Genomic DNA, 15,782 nt, shown 5'->3' with positions numbered 1-15,782 from the left:
CGAGACCTCCGGGTCCAAGGGTGGAGGCGGGGGCGGGGACGGGGGAGGCGGGAAGGGGCTGCGCGGTCCGGCGGCCGTCGTCGCGTCGATCCTCGACCAGGCCGCCTCCGGGCTGACCAACATCCTGGTGCTGATCCTGGCCGCGCGGGTCTCCACGGCGGCCGGGTTCGCCGAGTTCTCCATGGTCTACCTGGTCTTCACCGTGGCCCTCGGCCTCTTCATGAGCTACGTCGGCCAGGCGCTGGTCCTGGTGCGCGAGGCCCGCGAGGCCGCCTGCCGCCCGGCGCTCGCCTTCACCGCCCTCGCCTCCCTGGTCTGCGCGGCCCTGCTGGCGGCGACCGGCTGGGCCGTCGGCGGCGGCACGGGCCGGGCGCTCGCGGCCCTGGGCGCCGTGCTCCCCGTGGTGCTGCTCCAGGACGGCGCCCGGTACTGCTTCTCGCTGCTCCAGCGGCCCCACCACGCGCTGGCCTCCGACGGGCTGCGGCTGCTGGCAACGGTGGGCCTCCTCGCCGCCCAGCCCGACGGGGCCGGCTCCGCCCGCCTCGTCCTCGCCTGGGGATGCGCCGCACTGCCGTCCCTGGCCGTCGCCGCCGCGCTCCTCGCGCGGCCGCTGCGCGCGGCCGCGGGGGCGGACGGCGCGGCGGGCCACGGCCTCGGCGCGTACCTGCGCCGCGGCCACCTCGGGCAGCGGTTCGTGGTCGAGTACGCCGTCGGCAACGGCTCCAGCCAGCTGGCGGTGCTCGCGCTGGGCCTGATCGGCACGCCGCTGGCGGTGGGCGCGCTGCGCGGCGCCTCGGCACTGTTCGGGCCGCTCAACGTGTTCTTCGGCGCCGCCAACGCCTTCGGTCCCCCGCTGCTGGCCCGCCTCGGCGGCGGCGGACGCGCGGTCGCCCGCGCCACCCTGCTGCTCGGCATCGCCCTCGCCGTCACCGGCTGGGCGTGGGCGGGCCTGTGGCTGCTGCTCCCCGACCACTGGGGCCGCCAGGTCCTCGGCGCCACCTGGCCCGCGGTCGCCGCGCTGCTGCCGGCCACGGGGACGCAGTACCTGCTGATGGGCTTCGGCGTCAGCGCCCTGCTCACCCTGCGGGTCCTCAGCCCGCGCGAGACGCTGCCGGTGCAGGTCGTCTTCTCGCTGCTCTCGATGATCCTGCTCTTCACCGGCTTCGCCCTCGCCGGCGCGGCGGGCGCGGCGTGGGGGCTGGCTGCGGGGTCGGCCCTCAAGGCGGCGGCGTCCTGGCTGCGGGTGGTGCGGGTGCGGCGCGCGGGGTGAGCGCCCGGGACACGCGGAAGGGCCCGCTCACCCTGGGGGAGCGGGCCCTTCTACGTTGATCGAACGGCTGGTCAGCCCACGATCAGGGTGATCTGCTGGTTGGGATCCGCCAGCGGCTGGCCCGCGGGAGGGTTCTGGAGCAGGACCTTCGCGTTCGGGTCCGGATTGCCCTCCGTCTTGATGTTGGTGTACCCGGCTTCCTTGAGCGCCTTCTCGGCGTCCTTCCGGGGCTGGCCCTGCACGCTCGGAAGCGGCTTCGGGCCTTCCTTGAGCTTGCCGATCTTCAGGGTGATCGTGGAGCCCAGGTCGGCCTTCTCGCCCGGTCCGACGGGGAGCGCCCGGATGACCTTGCCGTCCTGGTTCGGATCCGCGACCTCTTCAGGCTGGGTGTCGCACTGGCCGATCAGTCCGTCGTCCTTGAGGGCCTGCACGGCCTCGTCACAGGTCTTGCCGATGACGTTCGGCACGTTGACCTGCTGCGGGGGCCTCGCGACCGAGATGGTCACCTCGGTCCCCTTCTCGCGCTTGACGCCGTCGCTCGGGTCCTGGTCGAGGACCGTGCCTTCCTTCTCCTGGGCGTTGACCTCGGGCTTGACGGTGACCTCGAAGCCCGCCTTCTCCAGCGCGGCCTCCGCCTCGTCCTGGGACATGCCGACGACGTCCGGGACCTCCTTCTTGGGAGCTCCGGTGGAGAGGGTCAGCGCGATGGTCTCGCCCTTGTCGACCTTGGTGTCGGCCTTGACGTCCTGGTCGCAGACCCTGCCCTTCGGCTGCTTCTCGCATTCCGCCTCGGAGAACGACACCTTGAGCTCCGCGAACTCGGCCCGCCGCTGGGCCTCTTTCTTCGTCTCGCCGACGAAGGTCGGTACCTTGGCCTGTTCCGGGCCGTCGTCGCCGCTGACGATCCACCGGCCGATCAGGATGGCGCCGATCAGCACCAGCACCGCCGCCGCGATCAGCAGGATCGTCGACTGCTGGTTCTTCTTCTGCCGACGCCGGGCGGTGCGGTCCCCGTCGTAGCCGTAGCCGCCGTCGTCCGGGTTGGTCGGCGGCAGCATCGAGGTGGCGCCGGCCGGGGACATCGCGGTGGTGGGCTGGTCGTCGCCGTAGCCCTGGTTGTAGCCGCCGTAGCCCGTGCCGTAGCCGACCGCGCCCATCGCCGCGGTGGCGGCGACCGGCTGGCCGTCGAGGCATGCCTCGATGTCGGCGCGCATCTCGTCGGCCGACTGGTAGCGGTAGTTCGGGTCCTTGACGAGCGCCTTCAGCACGATCGCGTCCATCTCGGGCGTGATCTCGGGGTCGAAGACGCTCGGCGGCTGGGCCTCCTCGCGCACGTGCTGGTAGGCGACGGCGACCGGGGAGTCACCCACGAACGGGGGACGCACGGTGAGGAGCTCGTAGAGCAGGCAGCCGGTGGAGTAGAGGTCGGACCGCGCGTCGACCTGCTCGCCCTTGGCCTGCTCCGGGGAGAGGTACTGGGCGGTGCCGATCACGGCGGCCGTCTGGGTCATGGTCATGCCGGAGTCGCCCATGGCCCGGGCGATGCCGAAGTCCATCACCTTGACCTGGCCGTTGCGCGTCAGCATGACGTTGGCCGGCTTGATGTCGCGGTGGACGATGCCGGCCCGGTGCGAGTACTCCAGGGCCTGGAGGATGCCGATGGTCATCTCCATGGACCGCTCCGGCAGCAGCTTGCGGCCGCTGTGGAGCAGCTCACGGAGCGTCGAGCCGTCGACGTACTCCATGACGATGTACGGGATCGAGACCCCGTCGATGTAGTCCTCGCCCGTGTCGTAGACCGCGACGATCGCGGGATGGTTGAGCGAGGCGGCCGACTGGGCCTCACGGCGGAACCGGGCCTGGAACGAGGGGTCACGCGCGAGGTCCGCCCGCAGCGTCTTCACCGCCACGGTGCGGCCGAGCCGGGTGTCCTGCGCGAGGTAGACCTCGGCCATGCCACCACGGCCGAGCACGTGGCCCAGCTCGTACCGGCCGCCGAGGCGACGCGGCTCTTCCATAGCTACCTACCAGCCCTCTCCGTCGGTACCGACCGCACCCTGCGTGGATTCGGCGGCGTGCCGTCCGGGCATACCGTACCCGCCCCACGGCGCCCCGCCGGGCCACGCCCGTCACCCGATACACGACCGGTATCGACGGCCCGGGAGGGCGTCGCGGTCCGTGACGGAGAGGCGGGGGTGGTCACTCGCCCGTGCTCGTCACTTGCCGAGCGCGGCCTTCATCATGGCTTTCGCGATGGGAGCCGCGAGGCCACCGCCGGACACCTCGCCGCCGGCCGCCGCGCCGTCCTCGACCACGACCGCCACCGCGACGGACTTGCCGTTGGAGTCCTTGGCGTAGGAGATGAACCACGCGTACGGGGTCTTCTCGTTGTTCTCGCCGTGCTCGGCGGTACCGGTCTTGCCACCGACCGTCACCCCGGGGATCTGCGCGGTCGTACCGGTACCGGTCTTGACCACCGTCTCCATCATCGACTGGAGCTTCTGGGCCGTCTCGGGCGAGACCGCCTGCGAGAGCTCCTCCGGCTCGGTCTCCTCGACCACGTCGAGGTTGGCGGAGCGAAGCTGGTCCACCATGTACGGCTTCATGAGCTTGCCGTCGTTGGCGACGGCGGCGGCGACCATGGCCATCTGCAGCGGAGTGGCGCGGTTGGAGGCCTGGCCGATGCCGGCCATGGCGTTCTGCGGCCGGTTGTCCTCGGGGAAGATGCTCTCGGCGGACCGGACCGGAGTGAAGTGCTCGGCGTTGAACCCGAACCGGTCGGTGTACTCGATCATCTTCTTGTTGCCGACCTCGTTGCTGAGCTTGCCGAAGACGGTGTTGCAGGAGATCCGCAGGGCCTCCCGCAGACTCACGTTCTTGCACTCGCCGTGCTGGTTGGTCAGCGGGGTCGAGGAGTCCGGCAACTTGTACGGGTCGGGGCTGTCGGTGGAGGCGTCGACGTCGTCGACCAGTCCCTCCTCCAGCGCGGCCGCGGAGGTGACGACCTTGAAGGTGGAACCGGGCGGGTACGTCTCGCGGAGCGCCCGGTTGAGCATCGGGTCGTTCTCGTTGTTCTTCTTCTGCAGGGAGGTCCAGGCCTCGGAGTCGTCCTGCGAGGTGCCGGCGAACGACCCGGGGTCGTACGACGGCGCGGAGACCAGGCCGAGGATCTTTCCGGTCGCGGGGTCGAGCGCCACGGCCGCGCCCTTCTTGCCCTTCAGCTGCTCCCAGCCCGCCTTCTGGACGGCGCTGTTCAGCGTGGTGACGACGTTGCCGCCCTGCTGCTCCTTGCCGGTGAGCATGTCCAGGGTGTTGCGGAAGAACAGCCGGTCGTCGTTGCCGGTCAGGATGCCGTCCTCGAGGGACTCCAGCTGGTTGGAGCCGAAGGCCTGCGACGAGTAGCCGGTGACCGGCGCCCACATCGGGCCGTTCTTCCAGGTCCGCTTGTACTGGAACTCGCCGTCGGTCTTCTTGGAGCCCGTGATGGCCTTGGCGTCGACGATGATGTCGCCGCGCGGGATCGAGTAGCGCTCGATGCGGACCCGGCGGTTGTCCGGGTCCTTGGCGAGCGAGTCGGCCTGGGCGTACTGGAGCCAGTTGTCGCGCAGCAGCAGGGCCAGCATCAGCAGGCCGCAGAAGATCGCGATCCGGCGCAGGGGCTTGTTCACGGACGGACCACCTGGGTCATCTCGGCGTCGGGATTGGGTGCCGGTGCGGGCGCCGGCCGTCGGGCCGTGTCGCTGACCCTCAGCAGCACGCCGATAAGCGCCCAGTTGGCGATGACGGCGGAACCACCGGCCGCGACGAACGGCAGGGTCATACCGGTCAGCGGGATGAGGCCCATCACACCGCCGGCCACCACGAAGACCTGGAGCGCGAAGGCGCCGGACAGGCCCACCGCCAGCAGCTTGCCGAACGGGTCACGGGCGGCGAGGGCGGTGCGGATGCCGCGCTGCACGATCAGCACGTACAGCAGCAGGATCGCCATCACACCGGTCAGACCGATCTCCTCCGCGAAGGTCGCGAGGATGAAGTCGGAGTTGGCGGCGAAGCCGATCAGGTCGGAGTGGCCCTGGCCCCAGCCGCTGCCCAGGGTGCCGCCGGACCCGAAGGCCCAGAGCGCTTCCGCGGACTGCTCGGTGTGGCCGGGGATGTTCTGGCGGCTGAGCTGCCACTCGCGCATCGGGTCGAGCCAGGCCTGCACGCGCTGCTGGACGTGCGACTCGAAGGTCGCCACCGTCACGGCGCCGACGGCGGACATCAGCAGACCGAAGACGATCCAGCTGGTCCGCTCGGTGGCGACGTACAGCATGATCACGAACATGCCGAAGAACAGCAGCGAGGTGCCGAGGTCGGTCTCAAAGACCAGGATCAGGATGGAGACCGCCCACACGACCAGGATCGGACCCAGGTCACGGCCGCGCGGCAGGTAGAGGCCCAGGAAGCGGCGGCTGGCCAGCGCCAGCGCGTCCCTCTTCACCATCAGGTAGCCGGCGAAGAAGACCGCGATCACGATCTTCGCGAACTCCGCGGGCTGGATGGTGAAGCCCGCGACGCGGATCCAGATCTTGGCGCCGAAAAGGTTGACGCCCAGGCCCGGGACCAGCGGCAGCAGCAACAGGACGAGCGCCGCCAGCATGGAGATGTAGGTGTAGCGCTGCAGCACCCGGTGGTCCTTGAGCACGAACAGCACGAGTGCGAACAGGACGATGCCCAGACCCGAGTACAGGAGCTGGTTGGGCGCGGCCTCGGAGAAGGCATCACGCGCCTGCAGCCGCTCGGACTGGTCCAGCCGCCAGATGGTGACCAGACCCAGACCGTTGAGCAGGGTGGCCAGCGGCAGCAGCAGCGGGTCGGCGTAGGGCGCCAGCTTGCGCACGGCCAGGTGGCCGAGCGCCGCCATGGCGCCCAGGCTCAGGCCGTACGTGGCCAGCCCCGCCGGGATCGACCCGTCGATGGCCAGGCCCACGTTGATGTAGGCGAAGACCGGGATGGCGACGGCGAACACCAGCAGCGCGAGCTCGGTGTTGCGGCGGCTGGGCGCGCCGACGGCGCCGATGGTGGACGTCTGATGGGTACTACTGCTCATCGTGTTCCAGGGCCCCTCACGGCTTGCCTACTGATCGCCGCACAGCGAGACCAGCTTCTTCTCCTCCTCGGAGAGGCTGGGGCCGGGGCTGGGAGCGGACGTCTTGGACGGGGCGGCGTTCTGGCCCACCGCGTCCGGGTTGGTGGCCTCGGCGTTGTCCGCGGGCTTCTTGGGCTTGGGGTTCTGCTTCTCGGCCGCCTGTCGCTCGGCGTCCTTGCGGCAGGCGGAGGCCTGGACCTTGAGCTCCTCGATCTTCTCGATCGCCTCGCCGCGGCCGCCCTGGGCGATGTTCGCCTCGACCTTCTTCTGCTGGTAGGCGGGCAGGTACTTGAGTTCGATCTCGGGGTGGTCCTTCTCCACCTTCGAGAGCGACACCCAGCCCAGGTCCTGGCTGATGCCCCGGTACAGCGCGACGTGCTCGTCGTTGGTGCCGACGTAGAACTGGGTCTGCGTCCAGCGCCAGCCGCCGTAGAGGCCGCCGCCGATCACGCCCAGGGCCAGCACCGTGTAGAACGATCTCTTCAGCCAGCGGCGTCCCTTGCGGGGCTTGGTGAAGTCCTCGTCGGTCCACTCGCCGAAGTTCTCGCCGCCGGCCATGAAGCCGGTGTCGCCGCTGCCGGGCGGGCCGAACTGGCCCTCGCCGCCCGGCGCGGGCGCGGGACGGCCGAGACCGGCCGCGCGGCCCGCGGGCGTCTGCATCGCGCCGTTGTCGTCGGTGACCTGGTTCTCGGCGACCGCGCCGACGACCACGGGGGTGTCGGACAGGCGCGCCCCGGCGAGGGTCTCGCCGGTGTCGAGGTCGAGGACGTCGGCCACGATCACGGTGATGTTGTCCGGGCCGCCGCCGCGCAGGGCGAGCTGGATCAGCTCCTGGACGGTCTCCTCGGGGCCCTGGTAGCTGGCGAGGGTGTCCTCCAGGGTCTGGTGGGACACCACGCCGCTCAGGCCGTCGGAGCAGATCAGGTACCGGTCGCCGGCCCGCACCTCGCGGATCGACAGGTCCGGCTCGACGTGGTCGCCGCTGCCCAGCGCGCGCATCAGCAGGGAGCGCTGCGGGTGGGTGGTGGCCTCCTCCTCGGTGATCCGGCCCTCGTCCACCAGACGCTGCACCCAGGTGTGGTCCTGGGTGATCTGGGTGAGGACGCCGTCGCGCAGGAGGTAGGCGCGGGAGTCGCCGACGTGGACCAGGCCCAGGCGCTGGCCGGTCCACAGCAGGGCGGTGAGCGTGGTGCCCATGCCTTCGAGGCGGGGGTCCTCCTCGACCATGACGCGCAGCTGCTCGTTGGCGCGCTGCACGGCGGTGCCGAGTGAGGTCAGGATGTCGGAGCCGGGGACGTCGTCGTCGAGGGCGACGATGGTGGAGATCACCTCGGAGGAGGCGACCTCACCGGCGGCCTGGCCGCCCATGCCGTCGGCGATGGCGAGCAGGCGCGGACCGGCGTAGCCGGAGTCCTCGTTGCCCTCCCGGATCATCCCCTTGTGCGATCCGGCGGCGAAGCGCAGTGACAGACTCATGCGCACCTCGCCCGTCGGCTGCTGATCCGTCGGCTGTTGCGGGGAAAGCCGCAGCCGGTCGTGTCGAGCCACCCTGCCCACCCTCCGGTCGGGAGCGCGCCGGCGTCCTGGGTGGGGACTGGTGCCGCGTGCTCGCTCCGCTCGCTCATTCTCGTACTACTTCCGCAGCTCGATGACGGTCTTGCCGATGCGGATCGGCGCTCCCAGCGGTATCGGCACAGGGGCCGTCAGCCGGTTCCGGTTCATGAACGTGCCGTTGGTGGATCCGAGGTCCTCGACGATCCACTGGCCGTCGCGGTCCGGGTAGATCCTGGCATGGCGGCTGGACGCGTAGTCGTCGTCCAGCACGATGGTGCTGTCGTGCGCGCGGCCCAGGGTGATGGTCTGTCCCTGGAGCGCGACGGTGGTGCCCGTCAGCGTGCCCTCGGTCACCACCAGCTTGGTCGGGGTGTTGCGGCCGCGACGGCCGCCCGACGCGGCCTGGCGGCCCTGGGGCTGCGGTGCGGCGGTCTGGCGGCCGGGCCGCTCGGCGGCCCTTCCGGCCTCCCGGCGCGCCCCGCGCTGGGTGACGCGCACACCGAAGAGGTCACTGCGGATGACCTGCACGGCCACGATCACGAACAGCCACAGGACGGCCAGAAAACCCAGCCGCATGACCGTGAGGGTCAGCTCTGACATTGCCCCCGCTTCACCCTTCGGCTTGCCGGTAAATGATGGTGGTGCTGCCCACGACGATCCGCGAGCCGTCGCGGAGCGTAGCGCGGGTGGTGTGCTGTCCGTCCACCACGATGCCGTTGGTGGAGCCCAGGTCCTGTACGTAGGCCGGGCTCCCCGTGTGGATCTCGCAGTGGCGGCGCGAGACGCCCGGGTCGTCGATGCGCACGTCCGCCTCGGTGGACCGGCCGAGTACCAGCGACGGCCGGGAGATCTGGTGGCGGTTGCCGTTGACCTCGATCCAGAAGCGGGTGCGGGCGCCGGCCGCCGGGCCCGCCGGACCGCCGGGCGCCGGCGGGCGTCCGGCCGCGGGCGGGTATCCGTAGCCGCCGGGGGCGCCGGGGGCGCCCATGCCGGGCGGGGTGTTGGGCATCGGGGGCGGCGGGGCCGTCGCTCCGGGCCGGCCCGCGGCCGGGCCCGGGTAGCCGTAGCCGCCCGGGGCGGGAGCGCCGCCGGCGGCGTTCGGGTGCGGCGGGGCGCCCTGCTGGTCCGTGGACCCGGCGAGGGTGCGGCTGCGGACCCGGTACAGCCCGGTGTCCAGGTCGTCGGCCTTGGACAGGTGGACCTTGATCGGGCCCATGAACGTGTACCGCTGGTGCTTGGCGTAGTCACGCACCATTCCGGCCAGTTCGTCGCCCAGCTGCCCCGAGTACGGGCTCAGCCGCTCGTAGTCGGGTGTGCTGAGTTCCACGATGAAGTCGTTGGGCACGACGGTGCGGTCGCGGTTCCAGATCGTGGCGTTGTTGTCGCACTCGCGCTGCAGCGCTCCGGCGATCTCCACGGGCTGGACCTCGGCCTTGAACACCTTGGCGAAGGTGCCGTTGACCAGACCTTCGAGACGCTGCTCGAACTTCTTCAGGACTCCCATGGGGCACCTCCTCCGTCCCTGTCCTTGCCGTACCGGGTGTACCGCCCGGGGTACTGCTCGCGGTACTGCTTACTGATCGTATCCACGCGGCCGTGAATCGCCTGGTTCCCCCTGTCGGCCCAAGTGTGGCCACCGGGCTGTCCTCACCTCCGGCCGCTTCGGCCGGGTGTGCTGACTGCGAAGGTTCCCTGCGAAGTACGCCTTCGAACTTGCTCGGCGGGTCTTCCCGCATCCTGCTGTTCGTCGTCGCCGCCGGGCGCCGTCCCAGGATCGTACGGGCGGCCCACGACCAGTGTCCCGCACCTGTGGACGGAGCGGTCTCCTCTCGGGGGAGGAGTGCGTGGACCGGTACAAGGTTGATACGTAAACCAGCCTGTATGGCTGGTGGGTGGGGTTGTGGACAGGAACACAGTGCCGGGGTGCCGGAGGAGGCCCGGAGCGCGGCCGGCACGGCCCTCGGGCGCGGTGCCAGGGAGTGTCCGGGAGAGTCCCCGCCGGGTGCCCGGGCGGTGCGGGCGGGCTGTGCGGGCGTGCGGAGACGGCCGGGAAGCGACTGGCGATCATGGACGGAAAGGGATGTGAATCCACCCCACGGGGCGTGCTAATGTTCTGCATGTCGGAAGGGCGCGGCGCCGAAAGGGGCCGGACCGGAAGACGCACCCAATGCGCGGGTGGCGGAATAGGCAGACGCGCTGGATTCAGGTTCCAGTGCCCGCAAGGGCGTGGGGGTTCAACTCCCCCCTCGCGCACAACGACGAACGGTCGTCATCGTGAAAACGATGGCGGCCGTTTCTCGTTGTCCCCCTCTTCCCCCCTCCTCTCCCTCTCCCTCCTCCCGCTCTTCCTCGGGAGTGGCCGCCCCGCTCTGTCGTCCGGACGGTGACGGGGATAACGTCGGCGCCAATCGCTTGTCGGTCGGCGCGGGGGAGGCGGTCCGGTGGCCGGTACCGGGGTGGAGACGGAAACACGTGCGGCTGTGCCGCCCGGGCAGCGCCGGGGTGGCCGGGAGCCGGAGGGCGGCCTTCCGCGGCTGCCCGTGGTGCGGGGGTTCGCGCCCCGCACGGGTGACGGCCGCGGAGCCGGAGCCAAGGCGCGCGGCAAGGCACTGCGCCGGTCGACGCCCCGCGCGGACCACGCCCGCCTCGACCTCGATCCCGGCCGGCCCGACGCGCTCACGGCCGTCGAGGAGTCCGGCCGGGGCCGCATACCCCGGCTGACCCCGCTGCGGGTGGGGCGGATGGCCGCGAGCCCGTTCGCCTTCCTGCGCGGGACGGCCGGCCTCATGGCGTACGACCTGGCCCGCACCCCTGTGACAGGAGTCACGGCGCAGATCTGCGGTGACGCCCATGCCGCCAACTTCGGCCTGTACGGCGATGTCCGCGGTGGCCTGGTGATCGACCTCAACGACTTCGACGAGACGGTGCGGGGCCCCTGGGAGTGGGACCTGAAGCGGCTCGCCACCTCTCTGGTCCTCGCGGGGCGGGAGGCGGGCGCGGACGAGGACGAGTGCCGCAAGGCCGCCCTGGACGCCGCGGGCTCCTACCGGCGCACCCTGCGGGTGCTGGCGAAGATGCCCGCCGCCGAGGCGTGGAACGCCATCGCGGACGAGCGGCTCGTGTCGCACGCCGACGCACGTGACCTGCTCGGCACGCTGGAGAAGGTGTCGGCGAAGGCGCGCTCCAACACCAGCGGCCGCTTCGCCGCCAGGTCCACCGAGAAGGGCCCGGACGGCGGGCGGCGCTTCGTGGAGGCGCCCCCGGTGCTGCGGCGGGTGCCGGACGCGGAGGCCGCGGCGGTCGCCCGGTCGCTGGAGAGCTGGACCACGACCCTGCCGGAGGACCGGCTGCCGCTGCTGGCCCGGTACGCGGTGCACGACGTGGCGTTCCGCGTGGTGGGCACGGGCAGCGTCGGCACCCGCTCCTACGTGGTGCTGCTGCTGGACCACCGGGGCGAGCCGCTCGTCCTCCAGGTGAAGGAGGCCAGGCCGTCGGCACTGCTGCCGCACCTGGCGACCGTGGGAATCGCCACACCGCCGGTGGAGCACGAGGGACGCAGGGTGGTGCTGGGGCAGCGCCACATGCAGGTGGTGAGCGACTTCCTGCTCGGCTGGACGACGGTCGAGGGGCGGGACTACCAGGTGCGTCAGTTCCGCAACCGCAAGGGAAGCGTGGACCCCGCGGCGCTGCCGTCCGGCCAGATCGACGACTACGCCCGGATGACCGGCGCGCTGCTGGCCCGTGCGCACAGTCACAGCGCCGACCCGCGGCTGCTGACCGGTTACTGCGGCAAGAACGAGGAGCTGGACGAGGCGGTGGCGTCCTTCGCGGTGGCCTACGCCGACCGCACCGAGGCCGACCACGCCGATCTGGTGGCCGCCGTGCGGTCGGGGCGGATCGAGGCCGAGACGGGAGTGTGACCGGTCCTTGATCGCCGTGGGAGGTACGGGACTTGGCCGGTGGCCTACGCTGGGCGGATGACCACCCCGGATGCTGATCGGACCCCGCCCGAGCCCTCGGAGGGCTCCGCCGGAGCCCCTCCCCGCCCCGAGGAGCGTCTGGAGCGCGCCGTCATGGCCGCCGAGAAGGCGCTGATCGAGTTCGAGATCGCCGTGGAGACCTTCCGCGTCGAGATCGAGAACTTCTCCCGGCTGCACGAGCAGCGGCTCGGCCCGCTGTACGCGCGGCTGGAGGAGCTGGAGGCCCTCATCGCCGAGGCGCGCGCCGCCCGCACCGGCGACCCGGAGGACCTGCTCCGGGCCCAGGAGGCACGGGCCCGTCTGACGCCCATCCCCGGTGTCGAGGAGCTGCTGCACGGCTGGATGGACGGCCAGGGGCTGTTCCCGGAGTCCGTGGCGATGCTCACCGAACGCAGCGTGCAGCCGCCGCCGCGCGTCCGGCCGGGCGAGGAGGCCCGCCGCCTCTACCGCGAGCTGGTCCGCGCGGCCCACCCGGACCTCGCGCAGGACGAGGGTGAGCGCAAGCGGCGTGACGAGTTCATCTCCCGGGTGAACGCGGCCTACGCCCTGGGCGACGAGAAGAAGCTGCTCGCGCTCCAGGAGGAGTGGGCGGCCGGGCCGGTGCCCGAGCGGCGCCCCACCCCCGCCGACGAGCTGTACGACCGTCTCGAGTGGCTCGCGGCCCGCAAGGAGCTGCTGACCGAGCTGGCGGGCAAACTGGAGGAGAGCGCCATCGCCTCCATGCTGCGGCTGGCCCCGGACGACCCGGACGGGCTGCTGGACGACATCGCCGGCAAGCTGGCCGGCGAGATCGCCGAGCGCGAGGCCGAGCTGGCGGCGCTGCACCAGGGCTAGCGGGGCACCGGGGCCGGCCGGCCGGGCGCCAGAGCTGGCCGGGCACCGGGTGAGCCGGGCGCCGGGTCAGCGAGCGCCGGGTGAGCTTGGCGCCGAGTCCGCGAGCGCCGGGTCAGCCGGGCGGCGGGGTGCGGTCGGGTAGCGTCGGGCGCATGAACTTTGGAGCTGGTGTGCCCACGGTGCAGGTCACGGACCTCGCGGACGGTGACTTCCTGCTGGACGTCCGGGAGGACGACGAGTGGCAGGCGGGTCACGCCGCCGGGGCGCTGCACATCCCGATGAGCGAGTTCGTGGCCCGTTACGGCGAGCTCACCGAGGCCGCGCCGCAGGACGGCCGGGTGAACGTGATCTGCCGCTCCGGCGGGCGGTCCGCGCAGGTGACCATGTACCTCGTGCAGCAGGGCCTGGACGCCGCGAACGTGGACGGCGGCATGGGCGCCTGGGCCGCCGCGGGACGGCCGGTGGTGGACGACGAAGGCAAGCCGGGGCAGGTCGTCTGAGGCGGGTCCTCGGCGCCCCGTCCCCTTTTCGCGCCGCCTCCCGGGCCTCGACCCCGGGAGGCGGACCGGCCCCGCCCGCCCCGCGCGGCGGGTCGTAGGGTGTCCACCGCTGTGGAAAACCTCGGAGCCCGTGCAGCCCTGTTGTCCACAAGGGTGTGCCGGGGTCGCCGGGACTCAGTACGGTTCGTGCGAACAACCGGGACGGGCGAGACGGGGCGCGAATGGAAGCACACGTGGGCGGGTCTCCACCCGAGGAGACGGATACCCCGACCGGAGTGGCCGCGCTTGGCCTTCCATGCCGGATCGTCGCGGCCGTCGCGCTGGCGGCGGTGGCCGCTCTCGCCTGCGTCCACCTGGGCATGGTCTTCCTGCATCTCGCGCCGTCGAACACGCTCAGCAAGCAGCACGCCGAGACGATCGACAAGTGGGTCTACCCCGAGTTCGAGCAGAACTGGAAGCTCTTCGCCCCGAACCCGCTGCAGCAGAACATCGCGGTGCAGGTCCGGGCGGAGATACGCACCGAGGACGGTCGCACCCGCTCGGTGGGCTGGACCGACCTCTCCGCCCAGGACGGCCGCGCCATCGACGGCAACCCGGCCCCCAGCCACACCCAGCAGAACGAACTCCGCCGCGCCTGGGACTTCTTCACCTCCTCGCACGACGAGGAGAACCGCCCGGTGGGGTCGCGCGGCCGGATCTCCGAGGAGTACCTGCGGCGCATCGTGGTGATGCGGCTGGGCCGCGCCCACGGGGCGGAGGTCGAGCGGATACAGATACGTTCCCGGACCCTTCATGTGCGGCCGCCGGCCTGGAGCGGTGAGAAGGTGTCGGCCGAACCGAGCTACCGGGTCCTTCCCTGGTGGCTCGTCCCCGACGAGTCGGACGTCGACGAGTCGGACGCCGGCGACTCCGCCGCCGGCGGGTCCGGGCGTTCCGACGGGTTCGCCGCGTCCGACAAGCCCCGGGGAGGCGCCCGGTGAACCGCTCGGCGCTCACTCTCGGGAAGCTGGTCTCCAGGGTCACCGACTCCGCTCTGGGTCCGTACCAGAGCGCGGTGATACGCATAGGCTTCGCCGCCACCTGGCTGCTGTTCCTGCTCCGCGAGTTCCCCCACCGGCACGAGCTGTACGGGCCCGACAGCCCGTGGAGCTGGGAACTCGGCGAGCGGCTGGTGTCGGACAACGGCGCCTTCACGGTGCTGCTGTGGACCGACTCGGAGTTCTGGTTCGAGGCCGTCTACCTCTTCGCCGTCCTGGCGAGCCTGCTGCTGGCGCTGGGCTGGCGTACCCGCACCATGTCCGTCCTCTTCATGGTGGGCGTGCTCTCACTGCAGAACCGCAGCGTCTTCATGGGCGACGGTGGCGACAACGTGATCCACCTGATGGCCGTCTACCTGGTGTTCACCCGGTGCGGACAGGTCTGGTCGCTGGACGCCCGCCGGGCCCGGCGACGGGAAGCGGCCGCTGACGGGCGGGAGCGCCTCGACGTCATGGGTCCGGTTCTGTGGGCCGTCTCGGCGATCGGGCTGCTGTCGGCCATGCTGAGCGATCCCTCGCCCGACCTGTTCGTTCCGGTGCTGCTGTGGACGGTGTGGGTCGCGCTCGGTGTGTGGTGGCTGGTGGGGCAGGTCGCCCCGCGTTCGGACGTGCGCGCGCTGTTCGACGTGGTGGGCAACATCGTCCACAACGCCGCGCTGCTGGTGATCATGGCCGAGGCGTGCCTGATCTACGCCACGGCGGGCTGGTACAAGATCCAGGGCTCGCGCTGGCAGGACGGCACGGCGCTGCACTACCCGCTGCACCTGGACTACTTCTCACCGTGGCCGGGGCTGGCGGACCTGCTGGCGTCCAACGCCACGATGGTCATGCTGATCACGTACGGCACGGTGGCCGTGCAGGTGGCCTTCCCGTTCACCCTCTTCAACCGCAGGGTGAAGAACGTCCTGCTGGCCCTGATGATCACCGAGCACCTGGCGATCGCGGTCGTGCTGGGACTGCCGTTCTTCTCGATGGCGATGATCGTGGCCGACTCGGTGTTCCTGCCGACCACCTTCCTGCGCAGGGTGGGCGACGCCGCCGGGCGACTGACCGGACGGTTCCGGCCGGGCGGCCGGGACGGCGGTCGGGACGGCGGTCGGGACGGCGGCCGGAGTGGCCAGGGTGGCCTCGCGGTGGCGACGGCGCCGGACGGTGCGGCAGCGGCCGATGCCGGGGCCGCGTGGGTGCCCGCTCAAGGAGGCCCGGGATGGGCCGCGGAGAAGGCGGAGCGCGGTGGCGAGCGCGGGGAGCCCGTGAAGCTTGGGAAGCCTGGTGGGGAGTCCGGCGCGCAGGGCGCGGGACCCGCAGCCTCCGAGGACGGTGTCCCGGGCACGGACGCGGCCCGGTCCGTGCCCGGCGCCCGTGGCACGGACGCCTCCGGACCGACGCCTCCCGGGGCGGCGGGCCCCCGGCCGTGACGGACGCCTCCGCGCGGACGTGATCGGAAGTGATCGGGAGCGGGCCGGGCCGCCTAGGCTT

The 15,782-nt window shown here is 71.7% G+C and carries 12 protein-coding genes and 1 tRNA gene; 7 read left to right on the top strand and 6 right to left on the bottom strand.

The window, feature by feature from the left end:
* Positions 1-58: 58 nt before the first annotated feature.
* Positions 59-1,270: an MATE family efflux transporter gene (locus ABT026_RS15935; RefSeq protein ID WP_351115052.1), complete on the top strand. Its 1,212-nt coding sequence runs from the start codon at positions 59-61 to the stop codon at positions 1,268-1,270.
* Between the two features lie 71 nt (positions 1,271-1,341).
* On the opposite strand, the gene pknB is transcribed toward ABT026_RS15935, so the two are convergent.
* The 6 genes from pknB to ABT026_RS15905 form a co-directional block, all read right to left on the bottom strand.
* Positions 1,342-3,288 (bottom strand): Stk1 family PASTA domain-containing Ser/Thr kinase, encoded by a 1,947-nt coding sequence (gene pknB, locus ABT026_RS15930; RefSeq protein ID WP_351115009.1) that lies wholly within the window; start codon positions 3,286-3,288, stop codon positions 1,342-1,344.
* 198 nt (positions 3,289-3,486) lie between these two features.
* Entirely contained in the window at positions 3,487-4,938 is a 1,452-nt protein-coding gene (locus ABT026_RS15925; RefSeq protein ID WP_351115008.1) for a penicillin-binding transpeptidase domain-containing protein, read from the bottom strand.
* On the bottom strand, positions 4,935-6,359 hold the full coding sequence (locus tag ABT026_RS15920) for an FtsW/RodA/SpoVE family cell cycle protein (RefSeq protein WP_351115007.1): 1,425 nt from the start codon (positions 6,357-6,359) through the stop codon (positions 4,935-4,937). The genes ABT026_RS15925 and ABT026_RS15920 overlap by 4 nt, the downstream gene beginning before the upstream one ends.
* A gap of 27 nt (positions 6,360-6,386) precedes the next feature.
* Entirely contained in the window at positions 6,387-7,874 is a 1,488-nt protein-coding gene (locus tag ABT026_RS15915; protein WP_351115005.1) for a Stp1/IreP family PP2C-type Ser/Thr phosphatase, read from the bottom strand.
* A gap of 156 nt (positions 7,875-8,030) precedes the next feature.
* A complete protein-coding gene (locus ABT026_RS15910) occupies positions 8,031-8,552 on the bottom strand; it encodes an FHA domain-containing protein FhaB/FipA (protein WP_351115004.1) in 522 nt (173 codons plus the stop codon).
* A gap of 10 nt (positions 8,553-8,562) precedes the next feature.
* Positions 8,563-9,456 (bottom strand): FHA domain-containing protein, encoded by an 894-nt coding sequence (locus ABT026_RS15905; protein WP_351115003.1) that lies wholly within the window; start codon positions 9,454-9,456, stop codon positions 8,563-8,565.
* A gap of 665 nt (positions 9,457-10,121) precedes the next feature.
* On the opposite strand from ABT026_RS15905, the gene ABT026_RS15900 reads away from it, so the two are divergent.
* The 6 genes from ABT026_RS15900 (at position 10,122) to ABT026_RS15875 (ending at position 15,721) form a co-directional block, all read left to right on the top strand.
* Positions 10,122-10,205: transfer RNA gene (locus tag ABT026_RS15900), tRNA-Leu, on the top strand.
* Positions 10,206-10,432: 227 nt separating this feature from the next.
* On the top strand, positions 10,433-11,872 hold the full coding sequence (locus ABT026_RS15895; protein WP_502967994.1) for a DUF2252 domain-containing protein: 1,440 nt from the start codon (positions 10,433-10,435) through the stop codon (positions 11,870-11,872).
* A gap of 57 nt (positions 11,873-11,929) precedes the next feature.
* Entirely contained in the window at positions 11,930-12,766 is an 837-nt protein-coding gene (locus tag ABT026_RS15890; protein ID WP_351115001.1) for a hypothetical protein, read from the top strand.
* Between the two features lie 170 nt (positions 12,767-12,936).
* Positions 12,937-13,266: a rhodanese-like domain-containing protein gene (locus ABT026_RS15885; RefSeq protein WP_351115049.1), complete on the top strand. Its 330-nt coding sequence runs from the start codon at positions 12,937-12,939 to the stop codon at positions 13,264-13,266.
* Positions 13,267-13,541: 275 nt separating this feature from the next.
* A complete protein-coding gene (locus tag ABT026_RS15880) occupies positions 13,542-14,246 on the top strand; it encodes a DUF5819 family protein (protein ID WP_502967989.1) in 705 nt (234 codons plus the stop codon).
* Positions 14,243-15,721 carry an HTTM domain-containing protein gene (locus tag ABT026_RS15875; RefSeq protein WP_351115000.1) on the top strand — a complete coding sequence of 493 codons (1,479 nt, stop codon included), beginning with the start codon at positions 14,243-14,245 and terminating at the stop codon, positions 15,719-15,721. Before ABT026_RS15880 ends, ABT026_RS15875 begins: the two co-directional genes overlap by 4 nt.
* The last annotated feature ends 61 nt before the right edge of the window (positions 15,722-15,782 follow it).

Source organism: Streptomyces sp. NPDC002734, assembly GCF_040295685.1.
Taxonomy (GTDB): Bacteria; Actinomycetota; Actinomycetes; order Streptomycetales; family Streptomycetaceae; genus Streptomyces.
Note: the sequence above shows the minus strand (reverse complement) of the source record. Positions and strands in the feature narration are given on the sequence as shown.

Excerpts from the sequence above, each read along its gene's own strand:
- pknB (WP_351115009.1), bottom strand. The coding sequence starts at position 3,288 with ATGGAAGAGCCGCGTCGCCTCGGCGGCCGGTACGAGCTGGGCCACGTG.
- ABT026_RS15920 (WP_351115007.1), bottom strand. The coding sequence starts at position 6,359 with ATGAGCAGTAGTACCCATCAGACGTCCACCATCGGCGCCGTCGGCGCG.
- ABT026_RS15915 (WP_351115005.1), bottom strand. The coding sequence starts at position 7,874 with ATGAGTCTGTCACTGCGCTTCGCCGCCGGATCGCACAAGGGGATGATC.
- ABT026_RS15910 (WP_351115004.1), bottom strand. The coding sequence starts at position 8,552 with ATGTCAGAGCTGACCCTCACGGTCATGCGGCTGGGTTTTCTGGCCGTC.
- ABT026_RS15905 (WP_351115003.1), bottom strand. The coding sequence starts at position 9,456 with ATGGGAGTCCTGAAGAAGTTCGAGCAGCGTCTCGAAGGTCTGGTCAAC.
- ABT026_RS15890 (WP_351115001.1), top strand. The coding sequence starts at position 11,930 with ATGACCACCCCGGATGCTGATCGGACCCCGCCCGAGCCCTCGGAGGGC.